Source organism: Nocardia sp. NPDC127526, from assembly GCF_042672265.1.
Taxonomy (GTDB): domain Bacteria; phylum Actinomycetota; class Actinomycetes; order Mycobacteriales; family Mycobacteriaceae; genus Nocardia.
Map to the genome: position 1 here is coordinate 1 of NZ_JBHXVO010000019.1, position 15866 is coordinate 15866.

Here is a 15866-nt window from a genome sequence, read left to right on the forward strand (position 1 = left end):
GCTGGCCTACATGACCGACGAAGCCGTCGAAGGCCGCGACGCCTTCCTGCAAAAACGCGACCCGGACTGGAAGCCCTACCCCTGGTACTTCTGATCCGGCCCGGGACGACCTCTGCACAGAGTGCCTTCCGGGCCGCGACAGCCGGCCGAACGCGCGGCTACGCTACGGGCCATGCCGTACGTCAGTACCGATGGGGCCCGCGTGTTCTACACCGATTCCGGTGATCGGACGCGGCCCGCAGTGGTGTTGAGCCATGGATTCTTCATGGATCTGTCGATGTTCGCACCGCAGGCGGAGTACTTGGAGGCCAAGGGTTTCCGGGTGCTGTGCTGGGATGCCCGCGGGCACGGCGGCACTACCGTCACCGATCCGGGCGGCTCGTTCACCTATTGGGACTCCGCCCGCGACCTGCTGGCGGTCATGGATGCCGCCGGCGTGGACCGGGCGATCCTGGGCGGGATGTCGCAGGGCGGATACGCGGTCCTGCGCGCGGCCCTGCTGGCCCCGGAACGGGTCGGCGCACTGCTCCTCCTGGATACCGAAGCCAGCGCCTCGTCCGCGGAGCAGCAGGCCGAGTACCGCCGGTTGTTCGACGCCTGGACCAATCCGGAGGTGCCGATCACGGCGCTGGCGGACAATCTGGCGCCGGGCCTGATCGGCGGCACCGCGGCCGATCAAGCGCCATGGCGGGCGAAATGGGCCGCCAGTGACCGCTCCGCCATCACGGCGGCCGCCGACTGCCTCACGACGCGGGAGTCCATCCTGGATCGGCTGCCCGAGATCACCTGCCCCGCACTGGTGCTGCGCGGTGAGACCGATGCGGCGAGCACGGCCGGGAAATCCGCCGCACTGGCGGCGGGACTGCCGGGCGCCGATCCGGTGGTGACGATTCCGGGCGCCGGGCACGCCGCGAACTGGACGGCTCCGGACCTGGTCAATGCGGCGATCGGCGGATTCCTCAGTCGGCAAGCAACCCCGGCGGCCCGTTGAACGGCTGCCGGATTCCGATGAACCACTGGAACGGCGCGTCCACGCCCGGGACATCGGTGATCCGCACCCGCACGCTGTAGGGCTCGCGGGTATCGGGATCGCGCAGGTGCATCAACGGCTGGTGCCGCTCGAAATCGACGCGCTCGGCCAGATACATGGTGCGGAACGCCTCGCAGGAACTGAGCCGGTCGAGCAGATCCAGGGCCCACTGCGGATTCTGATATCTGCCCATGTGCCAGCGGAACCAGTTCACCGTGAGCCGGGCCTCGTCCTCCCACTCCAACATCACCCGGCGCGATTCGGGGACGAGGAAGAACCACACCAGGATGTTCACGACCTCGAGCAGTCGCGGATAGGCGCGGTCGTAGACCTGGTTGGCCCACAGCACATTCCAGCGCTCGTCGACGTAGCCGGACAGGTGCGGGCTCAGATCCGCGGCGGCGGCGCGCAGATCGGCGGTGATCAGCTCGCGCATGCCGGCCACCGGCAGCGGCGCGTGGGTGCGCGGGCCGGGCGTCTTCGGGGCGGACAGATTGTGCATGTGCTGCCGCTCGGCCGGCGTCAACGCCAGCGCGCGGGCAATGGCGTCCACCACTTCCGGACTGGGCGCGGTCTTCTCCCGCTGCTCGATCTGCGCGATATAGCTGGCGCTCACGTCACTGATGCCGGCCAGGGCCGGGCGGCTGAGGCCACGGGGATGCTCCGGCCGCGCGCGGGTGCGGTGGGTGCGGACGAAATCGGCGAGATTGGGGGCCAGCAGCCGGTCGGCCCCGACTCCCCCCGAGACAGAGTGGCCGGCGTTCACGGCCTGCAGAATACCCGCCGCGGGCGATCCCCGGCGCGGCCGAGTGTGATCTCGGACACCACGGAAAGCCAAGCGGCAGCGTGGATCCCGCTGATTCCCCGGTCCACCCACTGGCCAGAGGTCCCTCTGCACGGCGTGCGTCCGGCGTCTTTACCCCCTCGAACACCGAATGGTCTGATTGCTCCATCACCGCCCATCAGTCGCCCCGCCCGTATTCGGCCGGGGGCTCGTCCGCGAGGGCTGCGCGAAGGGGGCCCAGCCCTCGCGGATGCATTGCGTCAGAGATTGGTCGATATGAGAACGGTCCTGCCATGTCCCGCATGGTGCGTCGAGCACGACGACCCGGACCCCTTCGAGCCCGGCGACGGCGGCCGGCATTGCGGCCACGAATTACCCGTGCTGGTGGGCGCGCCCGCGCGGTTCGGACTGCCCGTGCTCTTCGTGCAGCTCAATGCGCACGACTGTGACGGCCGGCGGCACAGCTGGATCGATCTGGTCGCGCCGAGCCGCGCGCATGCCGAGCTGACCGTGGCGCAGGCCCGGCGGCTCGCCGACGCGCTCATCGCGGTCGGGGATCTGTGGGAGGCACGAGTGCCGGCCGGGATGCTACCGCCGTGCCCGCCCTGGTGCGAATGGCACGACGAGGCAATGGATCCGGAGTCCGACCAATGGCACTGCGGCCCGGTGCGGACGGTGCCGGTGCTGGGACCACTGCGTTCCGGCGCCGAGGTCCGGGTGCAGCTGTGCGCCGGTGACACCCGCGCCGGGCGCCGCGTGGTGGTGGGCCTGACGGTGTGGGACGACGAGATGACCGAGCTCACCGGCGCCGAGGCGCGCCGTCTGGCGGCGGCCCTGCTCAATGCCGCCGACGACCTGAACGCCGCCGACGACCTGGATACCGCCGACGCGGAGGGCAGGCTCGCGCCACCGGACTGAGCCGTCAGGCGGGCAGCCCCAGGACCGCGAGCAGCTGCCCGGGATAGTCGATTCCGTCCAGCCGGCCGGCCTGGGCGTAGATCTTGCGCCGCAATCCGGTCACCGGATTGCGCAGGTGCAGCGTCCACACGTGCGGGGCGAACTCGACGCCGCCCTCGGCCCAGGCCTGGCGGAAACTCGGGAATTGGCCGAGTTCGTGAATCAGGTCGGTGAATACGGCGGTATTGCCGGAGCGGCCCATGAGACCGCGCATCCAGCGAACCACCTGCCGCACATCGGATTCCCAATTCACCATGACGCGCTTGGCGGTTTCGCTGCTGAAGAACCAGCGCAGCAGATTGCCGTCGGCGGCCGCGCCTGGGAAGGCGTCCTCCCAGCTGTCGTTGCAGGCCAGGACATTCGCTCGGACGTCGACATAGGCGGCCAGATTCGGCCGGTGCAGGGTGAGCGCCTGCGCCATATCGGGGGTGATGGCGGCGCGCAATTGGTCGACGGTGGGCAACTCGTCGAGGCCGAGTCCGGCCAGATCACCCAGCTGCCGGCGATCGGCTCCGGTGAGCGGATCGAGGCGATCGAGATATCTGGTAAGCGCCTCCACCACTTCACGGGTCGGGTTGCCGCGGTCGCCTTTCTCCAAATGCGTGATGTAGCTTGCGCTTACGCCGGCATTGAAGGCCAGTCGTTCCCGCGATACCCCGCGGTCGTCACGCAGGCGGCGGAGCAGATTACCGAATGTGGGCGCTTCCAACCCCCGAGAATCCCGCCCGTACGCAGCATGTGCGACCACCGCCGTCCTCCTTCTTCAGATGTCCGGCGACGGGTCTCGAAACTCCCCTGGAGACCCCGCCGCATTCACACTCGGTGTGGATACTCCCACAACGGACAGGGAGATTCGGTGCCGACGACTGTCCCTATCTGTATCACCGAATGCTCCTATCGGTATCTGCGGGAGAAATCGTCCCATAAGACCAAGTAGTATGCAGGCCGAGTTTTTCCGGGGCTATCGCTTCCTTTCCGCTGGCATCGGCGCTGTTCCGGATCTCTCACGCACCCAGCGCGAGCGGTCGCACGGCGGGCGTCGGCGCCGGTACGGCAGCCAGCAATCGGCGGGTGTACTCCGCGCGCGGGCGGCGGAAAACCGCACTCGCGGGACCGGTCTCGACCATGCGACCCTGCCGCAGCACCACCACGCGATCGGCGACCCGGTTCACCACGGCGAGATCGTGACTGATGAACAGGCAGGCGAAGCCGTACTCCTCGCGCAGGTCGGCGAACAGCTCGAGCACCTGCGCCTGCACCGACACATCGAGCGCGCTGGTGGGCTCATCGGCCACCAGCAGCCGCGGCGCCAGGGCCAGCGCCCGGGCCAGCGCGACCCGCTGCCGCTGCCCGCCGGACAGCTCGCCCGGCCGCCGGTCGGCGTACTCGCGCGGCAATCGGACGGATTCGAGCAGGTCACCGACCTTGGCGCGGAGCAGCGCACCGGAGGCCGCCCGGTGCACGAGCAGGGGCTCGCCGATGGACTCCGCCAGCGTCCGGCGGGGATCCAGCGAGGCGGTCACGTCCTGATGGACCAGCGCCACGTGCTTGCGCAGTCCGCGCAGCTCGCGCCGCCCGAGCCCGCGCAACGAGATTCCCTGCAGCTCCACCTCCCCGGCCGTGGCCGGCACCAGCCCCAGCGCCGTACGGCCGAGAGTGCTCTTCCCCGAGCCGGATTCGCCGACGAGACCGATCACCTCGCGCGGGCCGACAGTCAGCGACACCTCGTGCAGGGCCCGGAATTTCTTGCGGTGCCGCCGATATACAACGGTCAGATCCGTAATCCGCAGCACCGGTTCAGCAACCGGCTCCGGCTCGGCGGCGACCAGCTCGACGCCATCCCCCGAATCCGGCAGCGCCGGAACGGCATCGAGCAATGTCCGAGTATAAGAATCCCGGGGTTTCACAAAAAGATCGTGTACCGGCTGGGTTTCCACCACCCGCCCGGAACGCATCACCACCACCCGGTCGGCGATGGCCGCCACCACGCCCAGGTTGTGGGTAATAAAGAGAATGGCCGTTCCCTTGTTTCGCTGCAGATCTCGCAGCAACTCGAGAATCTCGGCCTGCACGGTGACATCGAGTGCGGTGGTGGGCTCGTCGGCGATCAGCAGATCCGGTTCACCCGACAGTGCCAGCGCGATCACGACGCGTTGTTTCTGCCCGCCGGAGAGTTGATGCGGATACCAATCGATGCGTTGTTCCGGCTCCGGAATATCCACCATCGCAAGCAACTCGATGGCCCGTGCGCGGGCCCGCGCCTTGTCGATCGCGCCGTGCGCCCGCAGGGCCGCGACGAGCTGCGTCCCGATCCTCTGCACCGGATTCAGCGCGGTCTGCGGCTCCTGGAACACCATGGCGGCGCGGGCGCCGCGCAGCGGGCGCAACTGCGCGTCCGGCGCGCCCACGATCTCGGTGCCGCCGAGCCGGATGGATCCCGCGGCCACGGCCCCGTCGGGGAGCAGTCCGAGCACCGCCCGCGCCGTGAGCGACTTGCCGGATCCCGATTCCCCGACCAGCGCGACGGTCTCCCCGGCCCGCACCCGCACGCTCACGCCGTCGACGACCGTCCGGTCGCCGAATGTCACCACCAGGTCCCGGATGTCGAGCAGGGGTGCGGTGTCATCGGCGCTCATCCGATCCTCCGGGCGCGGCCCAGTGCCTGGGCGATCAACAGGAATCCGAGCGTCAGCCCGGAGACGACCAGCAACGGTCCCACCGCGAACGCCGGATTGGCGTCCAGATTGGCGATGGACTCGGCGATGATCGAGCCGAGCGAGGGGTCCGGCGGCCGCACCCCGATGCCGATGAAGCTCATGGCGGCCTCCACGAACACGGCAATGGACATGGACAGCGCCAGCTGCACCGACAGCGGTTCGATCACATTGGGCAGCACATGCTTTCGCAGCGTCCACCAGGTGCCCGCGCCGATCACCTCGGACGCCTCCACGAACGGCTGCTCGCGCACTGCCAGCACCGCGGTGCGAATCTGCCTGCCGAAGATGGGGATCTCGGCCGCGATGATCACGATGATCACCGCGTGCGCGCCCGGCCCCGTGATGGCGGCCAGCGCGATGGCGAAGATCAGCGCCGGGAAGGCGAGAATCAGGTCGAAGATGCGCTGTGCGATCACATCCGCGACCGCGTGCACGCTGGCCAGCAGCCCGGCCAGCGAGCCGAGCAGCGCGCCGATGGGCACCGCGATGAAGGCGATGACCAGATTGACGCGAATCCCATTGAACACCCGCGAGAACAGATCCCGGTTGACATTGTCGGTGCCGAGCCAGTGCTCGGCGCTGGGCTCGAGCAGGTTGGCGTTCGGAAGCTGAACCAGCGGATCATATTTCGCGAGCAGCCCGGCGGCGAGCCCCGCCGCGGCGATCACGCCGACCAGCACGATCCCGGCCAGTCCCTGCCCCCTGCGCAACACTGAAACGCTCACGATCGTCCTCCGATCCGGATCCGCGGATCGAGGTAGGCGTGCACGATATCGGTGGTCAGCTGGATGGCCACGAACACCGCCACCGAGAACAGCAGCAGCGCCTGCACCACCGGATAGTCGCGCCGATTGATGCCCTGCTCGATCAGCTGCCCGATGCCGGGCCACGCGAAGGCGGCCTCCACCAGCACCGCCCCGCCCAGCAATTGCCCGGTCTGGATGCCGACCACGGTCAGCATGGTGGGCAGCGCATTGCGCAGCGCGCCGCGGGTGACGATCTCCCGATGCGAGATACCCAGCGCCCGCGCGGTCAGCACATAGGGCTTGCGCAATTCGGTCCGCAGCGATTCGGTGAGGAACCGGGTGAGCGCCGCCGTCACCGGCAGCGCCAGGCAGATGGAGGGCAGCAGCAGATACTGCACCGCGATATCCGGATGCGCGATGAACCCGTCCGGCGGGACGCCGCCCGCGGGCAGGATCGGAATCGCGACGGCGAACACCAGCACCAGCAGCACGCCGGTCACGAATACCGGCAGCGAGACGGCCACTGTATTCGCGGCGGCGACAATCGCGTTCAGCCAGCGCTTGTCCCACAGCACGGAGGCGACGCTCACCAGCAGGCTCACCGCCACGGCCAGCAGCAGCGCCGACGCGGTGAGCACCAGGGTATTGGTGAGCCCGCGCCCGATGAGATCGGCGATCTGCCCGCCGATCACATAGGAGCGGCCGAGATCACCGGTGAGCACACCCTGCAGCCAGGTCAGATACTGCGCCGGAATCGACGCGTCGAGACCCAGCTGATGGCGGATGGCGGCAATCGTCTCCGGGGTGGCGTCCGGTCCGGCCAGCGTGGTCGCCGGATCGCCCGGCACCAGCCGCAGCAGCAGGAAGATCAGTATCGAGGCCGCGAACAGCACCGCCAGCGCGGACGGCACGCGGCGCAGCAGATACGCGGTCATGCCAGGAACGCCTCGGTGAGCTGGATCTCGCGGCGCTTGGTCCAGCCGAGATCGTGCAGCTTGCGGGTGGCCGCGCCCTGCGGGAAGCGGACCCCGATCTCGATGAGGAACAGGCCGTCGAGCAGCTGATCACTGACCGCCTGATAGGCCCGGACCGCATCCGGCCCGGTGCCCTGCGGCAGCTTCCAGGCGGCGTCGGCGGCCGCGACATAGGCGGGCGACTCGTATTTGGACGCGTTCTTGCGCGCGTTGAAGGGGTAGGCGCTGACGGTGAGCGTGGACGGCACGAACTGCGCCCACGAGTGGTCGGTGATCCACAGGCCCGGGAACTGCGCCCCGATCAGCTGTTTGACGAAGGTCGCGCTCTCGGTCGGCACCAATTCCACCTCGATGCCGATCTCGGCGAGATTGGCCTGCACGATCTGTGCCGACGCCTCATGGGTGGCGACATTGGAGCTGAAGGCCAGCGGCAGTTTCGGCGGCTTCGGCACCTGGGCGAGCACCTGGTTCGCCTTGGCGGTATCGCGGGCGTAGCGGGTGTTGCGGGTTTCGTCGAAGGCGGGAGATGTCTTGGGCCACGGCAGATTCGCCGGATATCCGGAACCGCGGAAGACCTCGTTGATGATGCGCTCGCGGTCGATGGCGTAGGCGATGGCCTGCCGCAGCCGCACATCCGACAGGGCTGGATTCTGCACGTTCGCACCGACGTACACCTGCAGCTCGGAGCCCTCGAAGGTAATGGCGCAGTAGGCGTCGTTCTTGGCGAGGTTCTCGATATCGCGATAGGTGATGCCGTCCGCCGCGAAGTGGATCTGACCGGACTTCAGGGCGTTCAGCTGCGCATTGTTGTCCGGGATGATGGTGAATTCCACGCGATCCAGATACGGGCGTTCGGGCACCCAGTACGCCGGATTCCTCTCGAACACCAACTGCGAGTTGGGGACCCGCTGCACGAACCGGAACGGCCCGGTGCCGATGATCTTCTCGCCGCTGCCCAGCTGCTCGATGGATTCGCTGTCCAGAATGGGCGCGGTATCCAGCAGGTCGAAGATATTGCCCAGCGGATGGGCGAAGGTCAGCGTGATCTTGTGCGGATCGGTGGTGTCGAATCCGGTGATGGCGGCCGCCGTGCTCTTGAGCTGCGCCGACCACTTGGGATCGGCGTAGGTCCGCAGCGAGAACTCGACGTCCTTCGACGTGAACGCGCGTCCGCTGTGGAATTTCACGTCATCGCGCAATTCCAGGGTGATCGACTGCCCGTCGGGCGCCAGCGTCCACTTCTTCGCCAGCAGCGGTTGCGGTTCCAGCTTGTCGTGCGGATAGCGGACCAGGGTTTCGAAGACGAGTCCGACCACATACGGCGTGGTCCCGGTATTGGTGAGGATATTGGCCGGGACCAGATCCACCAGCACGCCGTATTTCAGGGTGCCCCCGCGCACCGGCTGCGCGTTCTCGTCCCCGCCGCCGTTTTGCTGGTTCACCGCCGAGGTGCAGGCGGCCAGCGCCCCACCGCCGAAGATGGCGAGAGCGGCCAGGCCGGAGCTGCGGAGAAAACGACGACGATCCAGATTGTGCATGGGCGGGGACGGTAATCAGGGTCGCCGCCGATGACACCTATTTCCCGCAGCGTGCGTGAAAATCTCGCCGACAGGCGTTTTCGGCTCTTTGCTGGGACGATGCCTGTTCCTCCTCATGCTCGTGGATACGAGAACTTCTCCGGCGCCATCGGACGCACCACCGCGGATTCGACGCCGGACTGGGTGTACCCGCCGACGGCCCCGGACGGCGCGCCCAACATCATCGTGGTGCTCGTCGACGACATGGGATTCAGTGATATCGGGCCGTTCGGCTCGGAGATCGAGACCCCGGTCCTGGACCGGCTGGCCGCGAACGGGATTCGGCTCACCAACTTCCACACCACCCCGCTGTGCTCGCCGTCGCGGGCGGCGTTGCTGACCGGGATCAATTCGCACCGTGCGGGTTTCGGATTCGTCGCCAATGCGGATCCGGGCTATCCGGGGCTGCGGCTGGAGCTGGCGGACGATGTGCTGACGCTGCCGGAGATACTGCGCGCCAACGGGTATGCGACCTACGCCGTCGGCAAATGGCATCTGGTGCGCGATGCCACGCTGCACCCGGCGGCCGATCGCGATTCCTGGCCCACCCGGCGCGGATTCGACCGCTACTACGGGTCTTTGGAGGGGCTGAACTCCTTCTACCATCCGAATCAGCTGGTTTCCGACAATTCGCCGGTGAATATCGACGAGTATCCGGAGGGTTACTACCTCACCGACGATTACACCGACCGCGCCATCGGCTACATCAAGGATCTGCGCGCCCACGACGCGTCGAAGCCGTTCTTCCTATACTTCGCCCACACCGCCATGCACGGGCCGTTGCAGGCCAAGCCCGAGGATCGGGACAAGTATCGAGGCAAGTACAGGGAGGGCTGGGATCGCCTGCGGCAGAGCCGATTCGCCTCGCAGCTCGCGCAGGGGCTCTTCCCCGCGGGCACCGAGCAGAAGCCGCGCAATACCGAGCCGGGTTATGAAGCCCAGGAATGGGATTCGCTCACCCCCGAGCAGAAGTCCCGCTTCGAACACTATATGGAGGTGTACGCGGGCATGGTCGACAGCATCGATCAGAGCCTGGGCCGCATTGTCGACACGCTCGAGCAGTTCGGCGAACTCGACAACACCATCATTGTCTTCACCTCCGACAACGGCGGCACCGCCGAGGGCGGGCCGGAGGGCACCCGCACCTACTTCGCGCAATTCGCCCAGGTCGACGAGCCCGACTGGGAGCGCGACGTCCCGCACGACGACGAGCTCATCGGCACCGCGAAGCTCGGCGTCCACTATCCCCGCGGCTGGGGCCAGGCCTCGAATACGCCCTTTCGCTTCTACAAGGGCCAGACCTTCGCGGGCGGCGTCCGCGTGCCCTTCATCCTGTCCTGGCCGAAGGGCCTGCCGCGCACCGGCTCCGACACCGGCATCCGCCAGGAGTACACCTACGTCACCGATCTCGCGCCCACCCTGCTCGAGCTCGCCGGAGTGCAGCGGCCGAGCATCCGCAACGGCTTGCCCGCCAAGGAGTTCGACGGCGTCTCCGCGGTGGAGGTGCTCCGCGATCCAGCGGCCGTATCCCGCCACACCGAGCAGTATTCGGAGATGACCGGCCATCGCGGCTTCTATCGCGACGGCTGGAAACTCCTGGCCCTGCACGAGCCCGGCCGCGATATCGACGATCCGCGCTGGCAGCTCTTCGATGTCCGCACCGACCCGACCGAACTGCACGATCTGTCCGGGCGATTCCCCGGCAAGGTCGCAGAGCTGGCCGCCGCCTGGGACGAAGCCGCCTGGCGCAATACGGTTTTCCCGCTCATCACCCGCCAGGACCTGGCCCGGCGTCGCCCCGAGGAAGCCCGCCTCACCGAGCGCGTCCGCATTCTGCCCGGTACGCCAGTACTGGAGCGCTACCGCTCCCAGCGCCTGATCGCCTACCGCGACTTCACCATTGCCGTGGAACTCGACGCGTACCGCCGCGGCGATGAAGGCGTCCTGGTCGCCCACGGCGACACCCTCGCCGGCTACCTGCTCTATATCGAGAACGACCATCTCTTCTTCGGCTACAACGCCTATGGCCGCTACACCACCGTCGACGCCGGGCTGATCCCGCCCGGCACCCGTCACCTCACCCTCTCCGCGACCGTCCGCCCGAAGCTGCGCTGGGACTTCACCCTCGGCGTCGACGGCGTCCCCGCCGCCAACCTCCTCGACCAGGTCCAGCTCGTGGGCATGGCCCCCTGGACCGGCATCTCGGTCGGCCTCGACGCCCGCGGTCCGGTCTCCTGGGACCTGCGCGAGCGCCGAGGCGTCTTCCGCTACACCGGACCGCTGCGCTCCGTCACCTATTCACCCGGAGCCGTCGGCGTCCCGGAAGAGGCTCAGCGAGCATTGGATTCGGAGGCGGAGCTGGTCGCGGAGTAGGACCGCTCCGGCCGCGCGGCGCGCGTCGCCCGATTGACGCGCACCGCGGTGAGCACCCCGAGGGCGGCGATACCGGCGAACCCGGACAGCGGCCGCGGATCGGTGGGACACGGTCAGCCGGCGAGTATCTCGAGAAGTCTGGCGATGCGGCGGGCCCGGGTTTCGGGGCGCTTGGCCTCGGCGATGCCATTGATCTGTTCGCGGCGGCGCGAGTAGCTCAGTTCGTCGAAGGCCGGGCGCAGGCCCGCCGCGGCGAGCGCGGTCGCGACATCCTCCGGGACGTCCACGGTGCGCTCGGCGGTGTCGCGTTCGACGGTGACGGTGACCGCGTCGCCGGGCTCCTTGCCGAGTTCGGTGCGGATGGCCTTCAACAACCCGAGGCACGGGCCGTTGCCCATAGTGACGATGGAGCCGGCGTAGGCGATGCCGTCGAAGGTGGCGCGCACGGGAATGCGGCCGCCCCCGCCGAGGGCCGCCACCACATCGGGCGGAATGGGGATATACGCGCCGCCGCCGTTGGCCGTCTGGATTCTGCCCTCGAATCGCTGCATGCCGGCACCCTATTCGGGGCGAGCGACAGGATGCGGGATATAGGTCCGCGATCGGACAGCTAATGCCGTCGAAGTGCGGTAAGAAGGTGTTTGGGGCGTGCGTCACAGGTTTGCCGGGATGGCGGATAAGCGCGTACAGGCAACCGCCCGAAACGTGTTAACAAATGTAAAGCGCGGGAGAACCAGCCGTTTCCAAAGCTTCACCGGAACCCCGCCGAAACCTCTTCCGAAAGGCCCGTTTCACGCGTTCAGGACACGTAATCGCAGGTCGGCCCGCAAGATCGGGCACGGTGCCGCAATCCCGCAGTGACCGGCAGGTTGCGGCGATCTCACAACTCACAGCCGGGGCAAGCGCACTGTGAGAGAATCGTTTTGACGCCCGCAACGACGTCCTTACAGTCGACGAAGCAGCCCATTTTCCGCACTCGATTGGGGCGTCATGGCTAACTCGCAGACCGGGTCTTCGTCCGCAGAGGCACTGCTCCGACTGGGCAAATATTTCCACCGCGGTGAGGTGTCGGCTGATCTGCGCACCCTGCACAAGGTGGGCGGGCGCGGCGCGGACGAGTTCTATCGCGACCGCTGGGCGCACGACAAGGTGGTGCGGTCCACGCACGGGGTCAACTGCACCGGCTCGTGCTCGTGGAAGATCTACGTCTCCGACGGTGTGATCACCTGGGAATCGCAGCAGACCGACTATCCGTCGGTGGGCGCGGACAAGCCCGAGTACGAACCGCGCGGGTGCCCACGCGGCGCCTCGTTCTCCTGGTACACCTATTCGCCCGCGCGGATCCGCTATCCGTATGTGCGCGGCGCGCTGCTGGAGCTGTACCGCGAGGCCAAGACGCGGCTCAAGGATCCGGTGCTGGCGTGGGAATCCATTGTCGAGGACGCGGACAAGGCAAAGGCCTACAAGTCCGCGCGCGGCAAGGGCGGATTCGTGCGCGCCGAATGGTGGGAGGCCGCCGAGATCGCGGCCGCCGCCCACGTCTACACCATCAAGAAGTACGGACCCGACCGCGTGGCCGGGTTCTCCCCCATTCCGGCCATGTCGATGGTCAGCCATGCCGTCGGCGCGCGGTTCATCTCGCTCATCGGCGGCTCCATGCTGTCGTTCTACGACTGGTACGCCGACCTGCCGGTGGCCTCCCCGCAGGTCTTCGGCGACCAGACCGACGTGCCGGAATCCGCCGACTGGTTCGACGCCGGATACCTCATCATGTGGGGCTCCAATGTCCCGGTCACCCGGACCCCGGACGCGCACTACATGACCGAGGCCCGCTACCGCGGCCAGAAGGTCGTGGTGGTCTCCCCCGACTACGCCGACAACACCAAGTTCGCCGACGAATGGGTGCCCGCGCGACCCGGCACCGATGCCGCGCTCGCCATGGCCATGGGCCACGTGGTGCTCAAGGAGTTCTTCGTCGACCGCAGCACCGAGTACTTCGACGACTACATCAAGAAGTACACCGATCTGCCGTACCTCATCACCCTCGAGGAGAAGTACGGCGTCTGCGTGCCCGGCAAGTTCCTCACCGCGGCCGATCTCGGCCACACCGGCGAGGGCGTCGAATTCCAGACCGTGCTGCTCGACAGGTTCGGCGCCCCCAATGTGCCCAATGGCGCACTGGGACACCGCTTCACCGAAGCCGGCAAGGGCCGGTGGAATCTGGACCTCGGGGGCGTCGACCCCCTGCTGACCCTGCACGGCCGCACCGATGACGCTGCGGCCGTGCAGCTTCCCCGTTTCGACGGCGACAGCGCCGATGTACTGACCCGCGGCGTGCCGACCACGGTGGTCGCGGGCAAGCGGGTGACCACGGTGTTCGATCTGCTGCTCGCGCAATACGGTGTGGCGCGGCCCGGGCTGCCGGGCAGCTGGCCCACCGGGTACGACGATGCGAGCGAGCCGTACACGCCCGCTTGGCAGGAGACCATCACGGGCGTGCCGGCCAAGCAGGCCGAGCGCATCGCCCGCGAATTCGCCGCCAATGCCGAGCATTCCAAGGGCCGGTCCATGATTCTCATGGGCGCGGGCACCAACCACTGGTTCCACTCCGATCAGATCTACCGGTCGTTCTTCACCCTCACGCTGCTCACCGGCTGCCAGGGCGTGAACGGCGGCGGCTGGGCGCATTACGTCGGGCAGGAGAAGTGCCGGCCGGTAACCGGCTGGGCCACACTGGCTTTCGGCCTGGACTGGCAACGACCGCCACGGCAGATGCAGGGCACCGTGTTCTGGTACCTCACCAACGACCAGTGGCGCTACGACCCGTTCACCTCCGAGGCGTTCTCCTCCCCGCTCGGCGAGGGCACCTTCGCGGGCCGGACCGCCGCGGACAATATCGCGCTGGCCTCGCGGCTGGGGTGGATGCCGTCCTACCCGACGCTCAACCGCAATCCCCTGGACCTGGCCGACGAGGCCGAGCGGGCGGGCAGGTCCGCGGCCGACTATGTCGTGGACGGGCTCAAATCCGGTGACCTGCGCTTCGCCTGCGAGGACCCGGACGCGCCGGAGAACTTCCCGCGAGTCCTCACCGTGTGGCGGGCCAATCTGCTCGGCTCCTCCGGCAAGGGCAACGAGTACTTCCACAAGCACCTGCTGGGCGCGGACTCCAACCTGCAGACCGCCGAGGCCACCGGCGTGCGGCCGCAGGAACTGGAATGGCGCGACCAGGCCGCCACCGGCAAGCTGGATCTGCTGCTGTCCCTGGACTTCCGGATGACCAGCACCACGCTGTTCTCCGACATCGTGCTGCCCGCCGCCACCTGGTACGAGAAGCACGATCTGTCCTCCACCGATATGCACCCGTTCGTGCACGCCTTCACCCCGGCCATCTCCCCGCCGTGGGAGGCGCGCACCGACTTCGAGGCCTTCCACCGCATCGCGCGCGGCTTCTCCTGGATGGCCGAGAAGCATCTGGGCAAGCGCAAGGACATTGTCGCGGTGCCGTTGCAGCACGATACGGCCGATGCGCTCGCCCAGGCGGGCGGGCGGGTGCTGGACTGGAAGAAGGGCGAATGCGAGCCCATTCCGGGTAAGACCATGCCGAAACTCGTTATGGTCGAGCGGGACTACCCGAGCGTCGGCGAGAAGATGGCGGCGCTCGGACCGCTCGTGGACACCCTCGGCGTCACCACCAAGGGCATCACCACGCTGCCCGACGCCGAGGTCGAATACCTGAAGGGCATGAACGGCACCGTGGTTTCCGGTGTCGCACAAGGTCGTCCGTCGCTGGCCAAGGATGTCCACGCGGCGGAGGCCATTCTGGCGCTGTCCGGCACCACCAACGGGCGGCTCGCGGTGGAGGGTTTCCACGCGCTCGAGCAGCGCACGGGCACCCAGCTCGCGGATCTGGCCGCCGAGCACGAGGGCAAGCGAATCACCTTCGCCGACACCCAGGCCCGGCCGGTGCCGGTCATCACCTCGCCGGAATGGTCGGGCAGTGAGACCGGCGGGCGACGGTATTCGCCGTTCACCATCAATACCGAGCGGCTCAAGCCCTGGCACACGCTCACCGGGCGGCAGCACTTCTACCTCGATCACGACTGGATGATCGAACTCGGTGAGCAGCTGCCGATCTACCGGCCGCCGCTGGATATGACCGCCTTGTTCAGTGAGCCCGGCATCGGGTCGGTGAACGAGAACGGGGTGACGGTGCGCTATCTGACGCCGCACTCCAAGTGGTCCATCCACTCCGCCTACCAGGACAACCTGCACATGCTCACGCTCTCGCGCGGCGGGCAAGCCATCTGGATGTCGGAGGTGGACGCCGCCAAGATCGGTGTGGCCGACAACGATTGGATCGAGGCCATCAACCGCAACGGCATCGTCGTTGCGCGGGCCATCGTGTCGCACCGCATGCCCGAGGGCACCGTGTTCATGTACCACGCGCAGGACCGCGCCGTGAACGTGCCACGTATCGAAGGCACTTCGGCGCACAGCACCGGGGGCGCGGCGGATACCAAGGCGGGCAAGGGCAAACGCGGCGGCATCCACAATGCGCTGACCCGCATCATGATCAAGCCCTCGCACCTCATCGGCGGCTACGCCCAGCAAGCCTTCGCCCTGAACTACCACGGGCCCACCGGAAATCAGCGCGACGAAGTCACCACCATTCGCAAGCGCTCGCAGGAAGTGGAGTACTGACATGAGA

General features: G+C 67.7%; 11 protein-coding genes and 1 pseudogene. 5 read left to right on the forward strand and 7 right to left on the reverse strand.

Going from position 1 to position 15866, the window contains the following annotated elements; genetic code table 11:
* Both ACFVIV_RS25970 and ACFVIV_RS25975 read left to right on the forward strand, forming a co-directional pair.
* A pseudogene (locus tag ACFVIV_RS25970) lies at nucleotides 1-94 on the forward strand (1,4-dihydroxy-2-naphthoyl-CoA synthase); the annotation flags it as partial.
* A 78-nt stretch (nucleotides 95-172) separates the two neighbouring features.
* Nucleotides 173-991 carry an alpha/beta fold hydrolase gene (locus ACFVIV_RS25975; protein ID WP_379200583.1) on the forward strand — a complete coding sequence of 273 codons (819 nt, stop codon included), beginning with the start codon at nucleotides 173-175 and terminating at the stop codon, nucleotides 989-991.
* Here the strand turns inward: ACFVIV_RS25975 and ACFVIV_RS25980 are convergent.
* Nucleotides 960-1796, reverse strand: coding sequence for a helix-turn-helix domain-containing protein (locus tag ACFVIV_RS25980; protein ID WP_379200585.1), 837 nt, complete (start codon nucleotides 1794-1796; stop codon nucleotides 960-962). The genes ACFVIV_RS25975 and ACFVIV_RS25980 overlap by 32 nt on opposite strands.
* Before the next feature lie 294 nt (nucleotides 1797-2090).
* On the opposite strand from ACFVIV_RS25980, the gene ACFVIV_RS25985 reads away from it, so the two are divergent.
* Nucleotides 2091-2732 (forward strand): DUF6907 domain-containing protein, encoded by a 642-nt coding sequence (locus tag ACFVIV_RS25985; RefSeq protein WP_379200587.1) that lies wholly within the window; start codon nucleotides 2091-2093, stop codon nucleotides 2730-2732.
* 4 nt (nucleotides 2733-2736) lie between these two features.
* Here the strand turns inward: ACFVIV_RS25985 and ACFVIV_RS25990 are convergent, their stop codons facing one another.
* The 5 genes from ACFVIV_RS25990 to ACFVIV_RS26010 all read right to left on the reverse strand — a co-directional run bounded on the left by ACFVIV_RS25990 (nucleotide 2737) and on the right by ACFVIV_RS26010 (nucleotide 8746).
* Nucleotides 2737-3519 (reverse strand): helix-turn-helix domain-containing protein, encoded by a 783-nt coding sequence (locus ACFVIV_RS25990; RefSeq protein WP_379200589.1) that lies wholly within the window; start codon nucleotides 3517-3519, stop codon nucleotides 2737-2739.
* 256 nt (nucleotides 3520-3775) lie between these two features.
* Entirely contained in the window at nucleotides 3776-5407 is a 1632-nt protein-coding gene (locus tag ACFVIV_RS25995; RefSeq protein ID WP_379200590.1) for a dipeptide ABC transporter ATP-binding protein, read from the reverse strand.
* Nucleotides 5404-6216: an ABC transporter permease gene (locus ACFVIV_RS26000; RefSeq protein WP_379200789.1), complete on the reverse strand. Its 813-nt coding sequence runs from the start codon at nucleotides 6214-6216 to the stop codon at nucleotides 5404-5406. The genes ACFVIV_RS25995 and ACFVIV_RS26000 overlap by 4 nt, the downstream gene beginning before the upstream one ends.
* The gene (locus tag ACFVIV_RS26005; RefSeq protein ID WP_379200592.1) at nucleotides 6210-7169 is read right to left on the reverse strand and encodes an ABC transporter permease; all 960 of its coding nucleotides are present in this window, start codon (nucleotides 7167-7169) and stop codon (nucleotides 6210-6212) included. The genes ACFVIV_RS26000 and ACFVIV_RS26005 overlap by 7 nt, the downstream gene beginning before the upstream one ends.
* Nucleotides 7166-8746 (reverse strand): ABC transporter substrate-binding protein, encoded by a 1581-nt coding sequence (locus tag ACFVIV_RS26010; protein ID WP_379200594.1) that lies wholly within the window; start codon nucleotides 8744-8746, stop codon nucleotides 7166-7168. The genes ACFVIV_RS26005 and ACFVIV_RS26010 overlap by 4 nt, the downstream gene beginning before the upstream one ends.
* 99 nt (nucleotides 8747-8845) lie before the next feature.
* On the opposite strand from ACFVIV_RS26010, the gene ACFVIV_RS26015 reads away from it, so the two are divergent.
* Nucleotides 8846-11158, forward strand: a complete 2313-nt coding sequence (locus ACFVIV_RS26015; RefSeq protein ID WP_379200596.1) for an arylsulfatase — start codon at nucleotides 8846-8848, stop codon at nucleotides 11156-11158.
* A gap of 113 nt (nucleotides 11159-11271) precedes the next feature.
* Here the strand turns inward: ACFVIV_RS26015 and ACFVIV_RS26020 are convergent, their stop codons facing one another.
* Entirely contained in the window at nucleotides 11272-11709 is a 438-nt protein-coding gene (locus ACFVIV_RS26020) for a YdeI/OmpD-associated family protein (RefSeq protein ID WP_379200598.1), read from the reverse strand.
* 439 nt (nucleotides 11710-12148) lie between these two features.
* Here ACFVIV_RS26020 and ACFVIV_RS26025 point away from each other — a divergent pair, with 439 nt between their 5' ends.
* Complete coding sequence (locus ACFVIV_RS26025; protein WP_379200600.1) at nucleotides 12149-15859, forward strand: nitrate reductase subunit alpha; 3711 nt, start codon at nucleotides 12149-12151, stop codon at nucleotides 15857-15859.
* Nucleotides 15860-15866 lie beyond the last annotated feature (7 nt).

Excerpts from the sequence above, each read along its gene's own strand:
- ACFVIV_RS25975 (WP_379200583.1), top strand. The coding sequence starts at position 173 with ATGCCGTACGTCAGTACCGATGGGGCCCGCGTGTTCTACACCGATTCC.
- ACFVIV_RS25985 (WP_379200587.1), top strand. The coding sequence starts at position 2,091 with ATGAGAACGGTCCTGCCATGTCCCGCATGGTGCGTCGAGCACGACGAC.
- ACFVIV_RS25995 (WP_379200590.1), bottom strand. The coding sequence starts at position 5,407 with ATGAGCGCCGATGACACCGCACCCCTGCTCGACATCCGGGACCTGGTG.
- ACFVIV_RS26005 (WP_379200592.1), bottom strand. The coding sequence starts at position 7,169 with ATGACCGCGTATCTGCTGCGCCGCGTGCCGTCCGCGCTGGCGGTGCTG.
- ACFVIV_RS26010 (WP_379200594.1), bottom strand. The coding sequence starts at position 8,746 with ATGCACAATCTGGATCGTCGTCGTTTTCTCCGCAGCTCCGGCCTGGCC.
- ACFVIV_RS26015 (WP_379200596.1), top strand. The coding sequence starts at position 8,846 with ATGCCTGTTCCTCCTCATGCTCGTGGATACGAGAACTTCTCCGGCGCC.
- ACFVIV_RS26020 (WP_379200598.1), bottom strand. The coding sequence starts at position 11,709 with ATGCAGCGATTCGAGGGCAGAATCCAGACGGCCAACGGCGGCGGCGCG.
- ACFVIV_RS26025 (WP_379200600.1), top strand. The coding sequence starts at position 12,149 with ATGGCTAACTCGCAGACCGGGTCTTCGTCCGCAGAGGCACTGCTCCGA.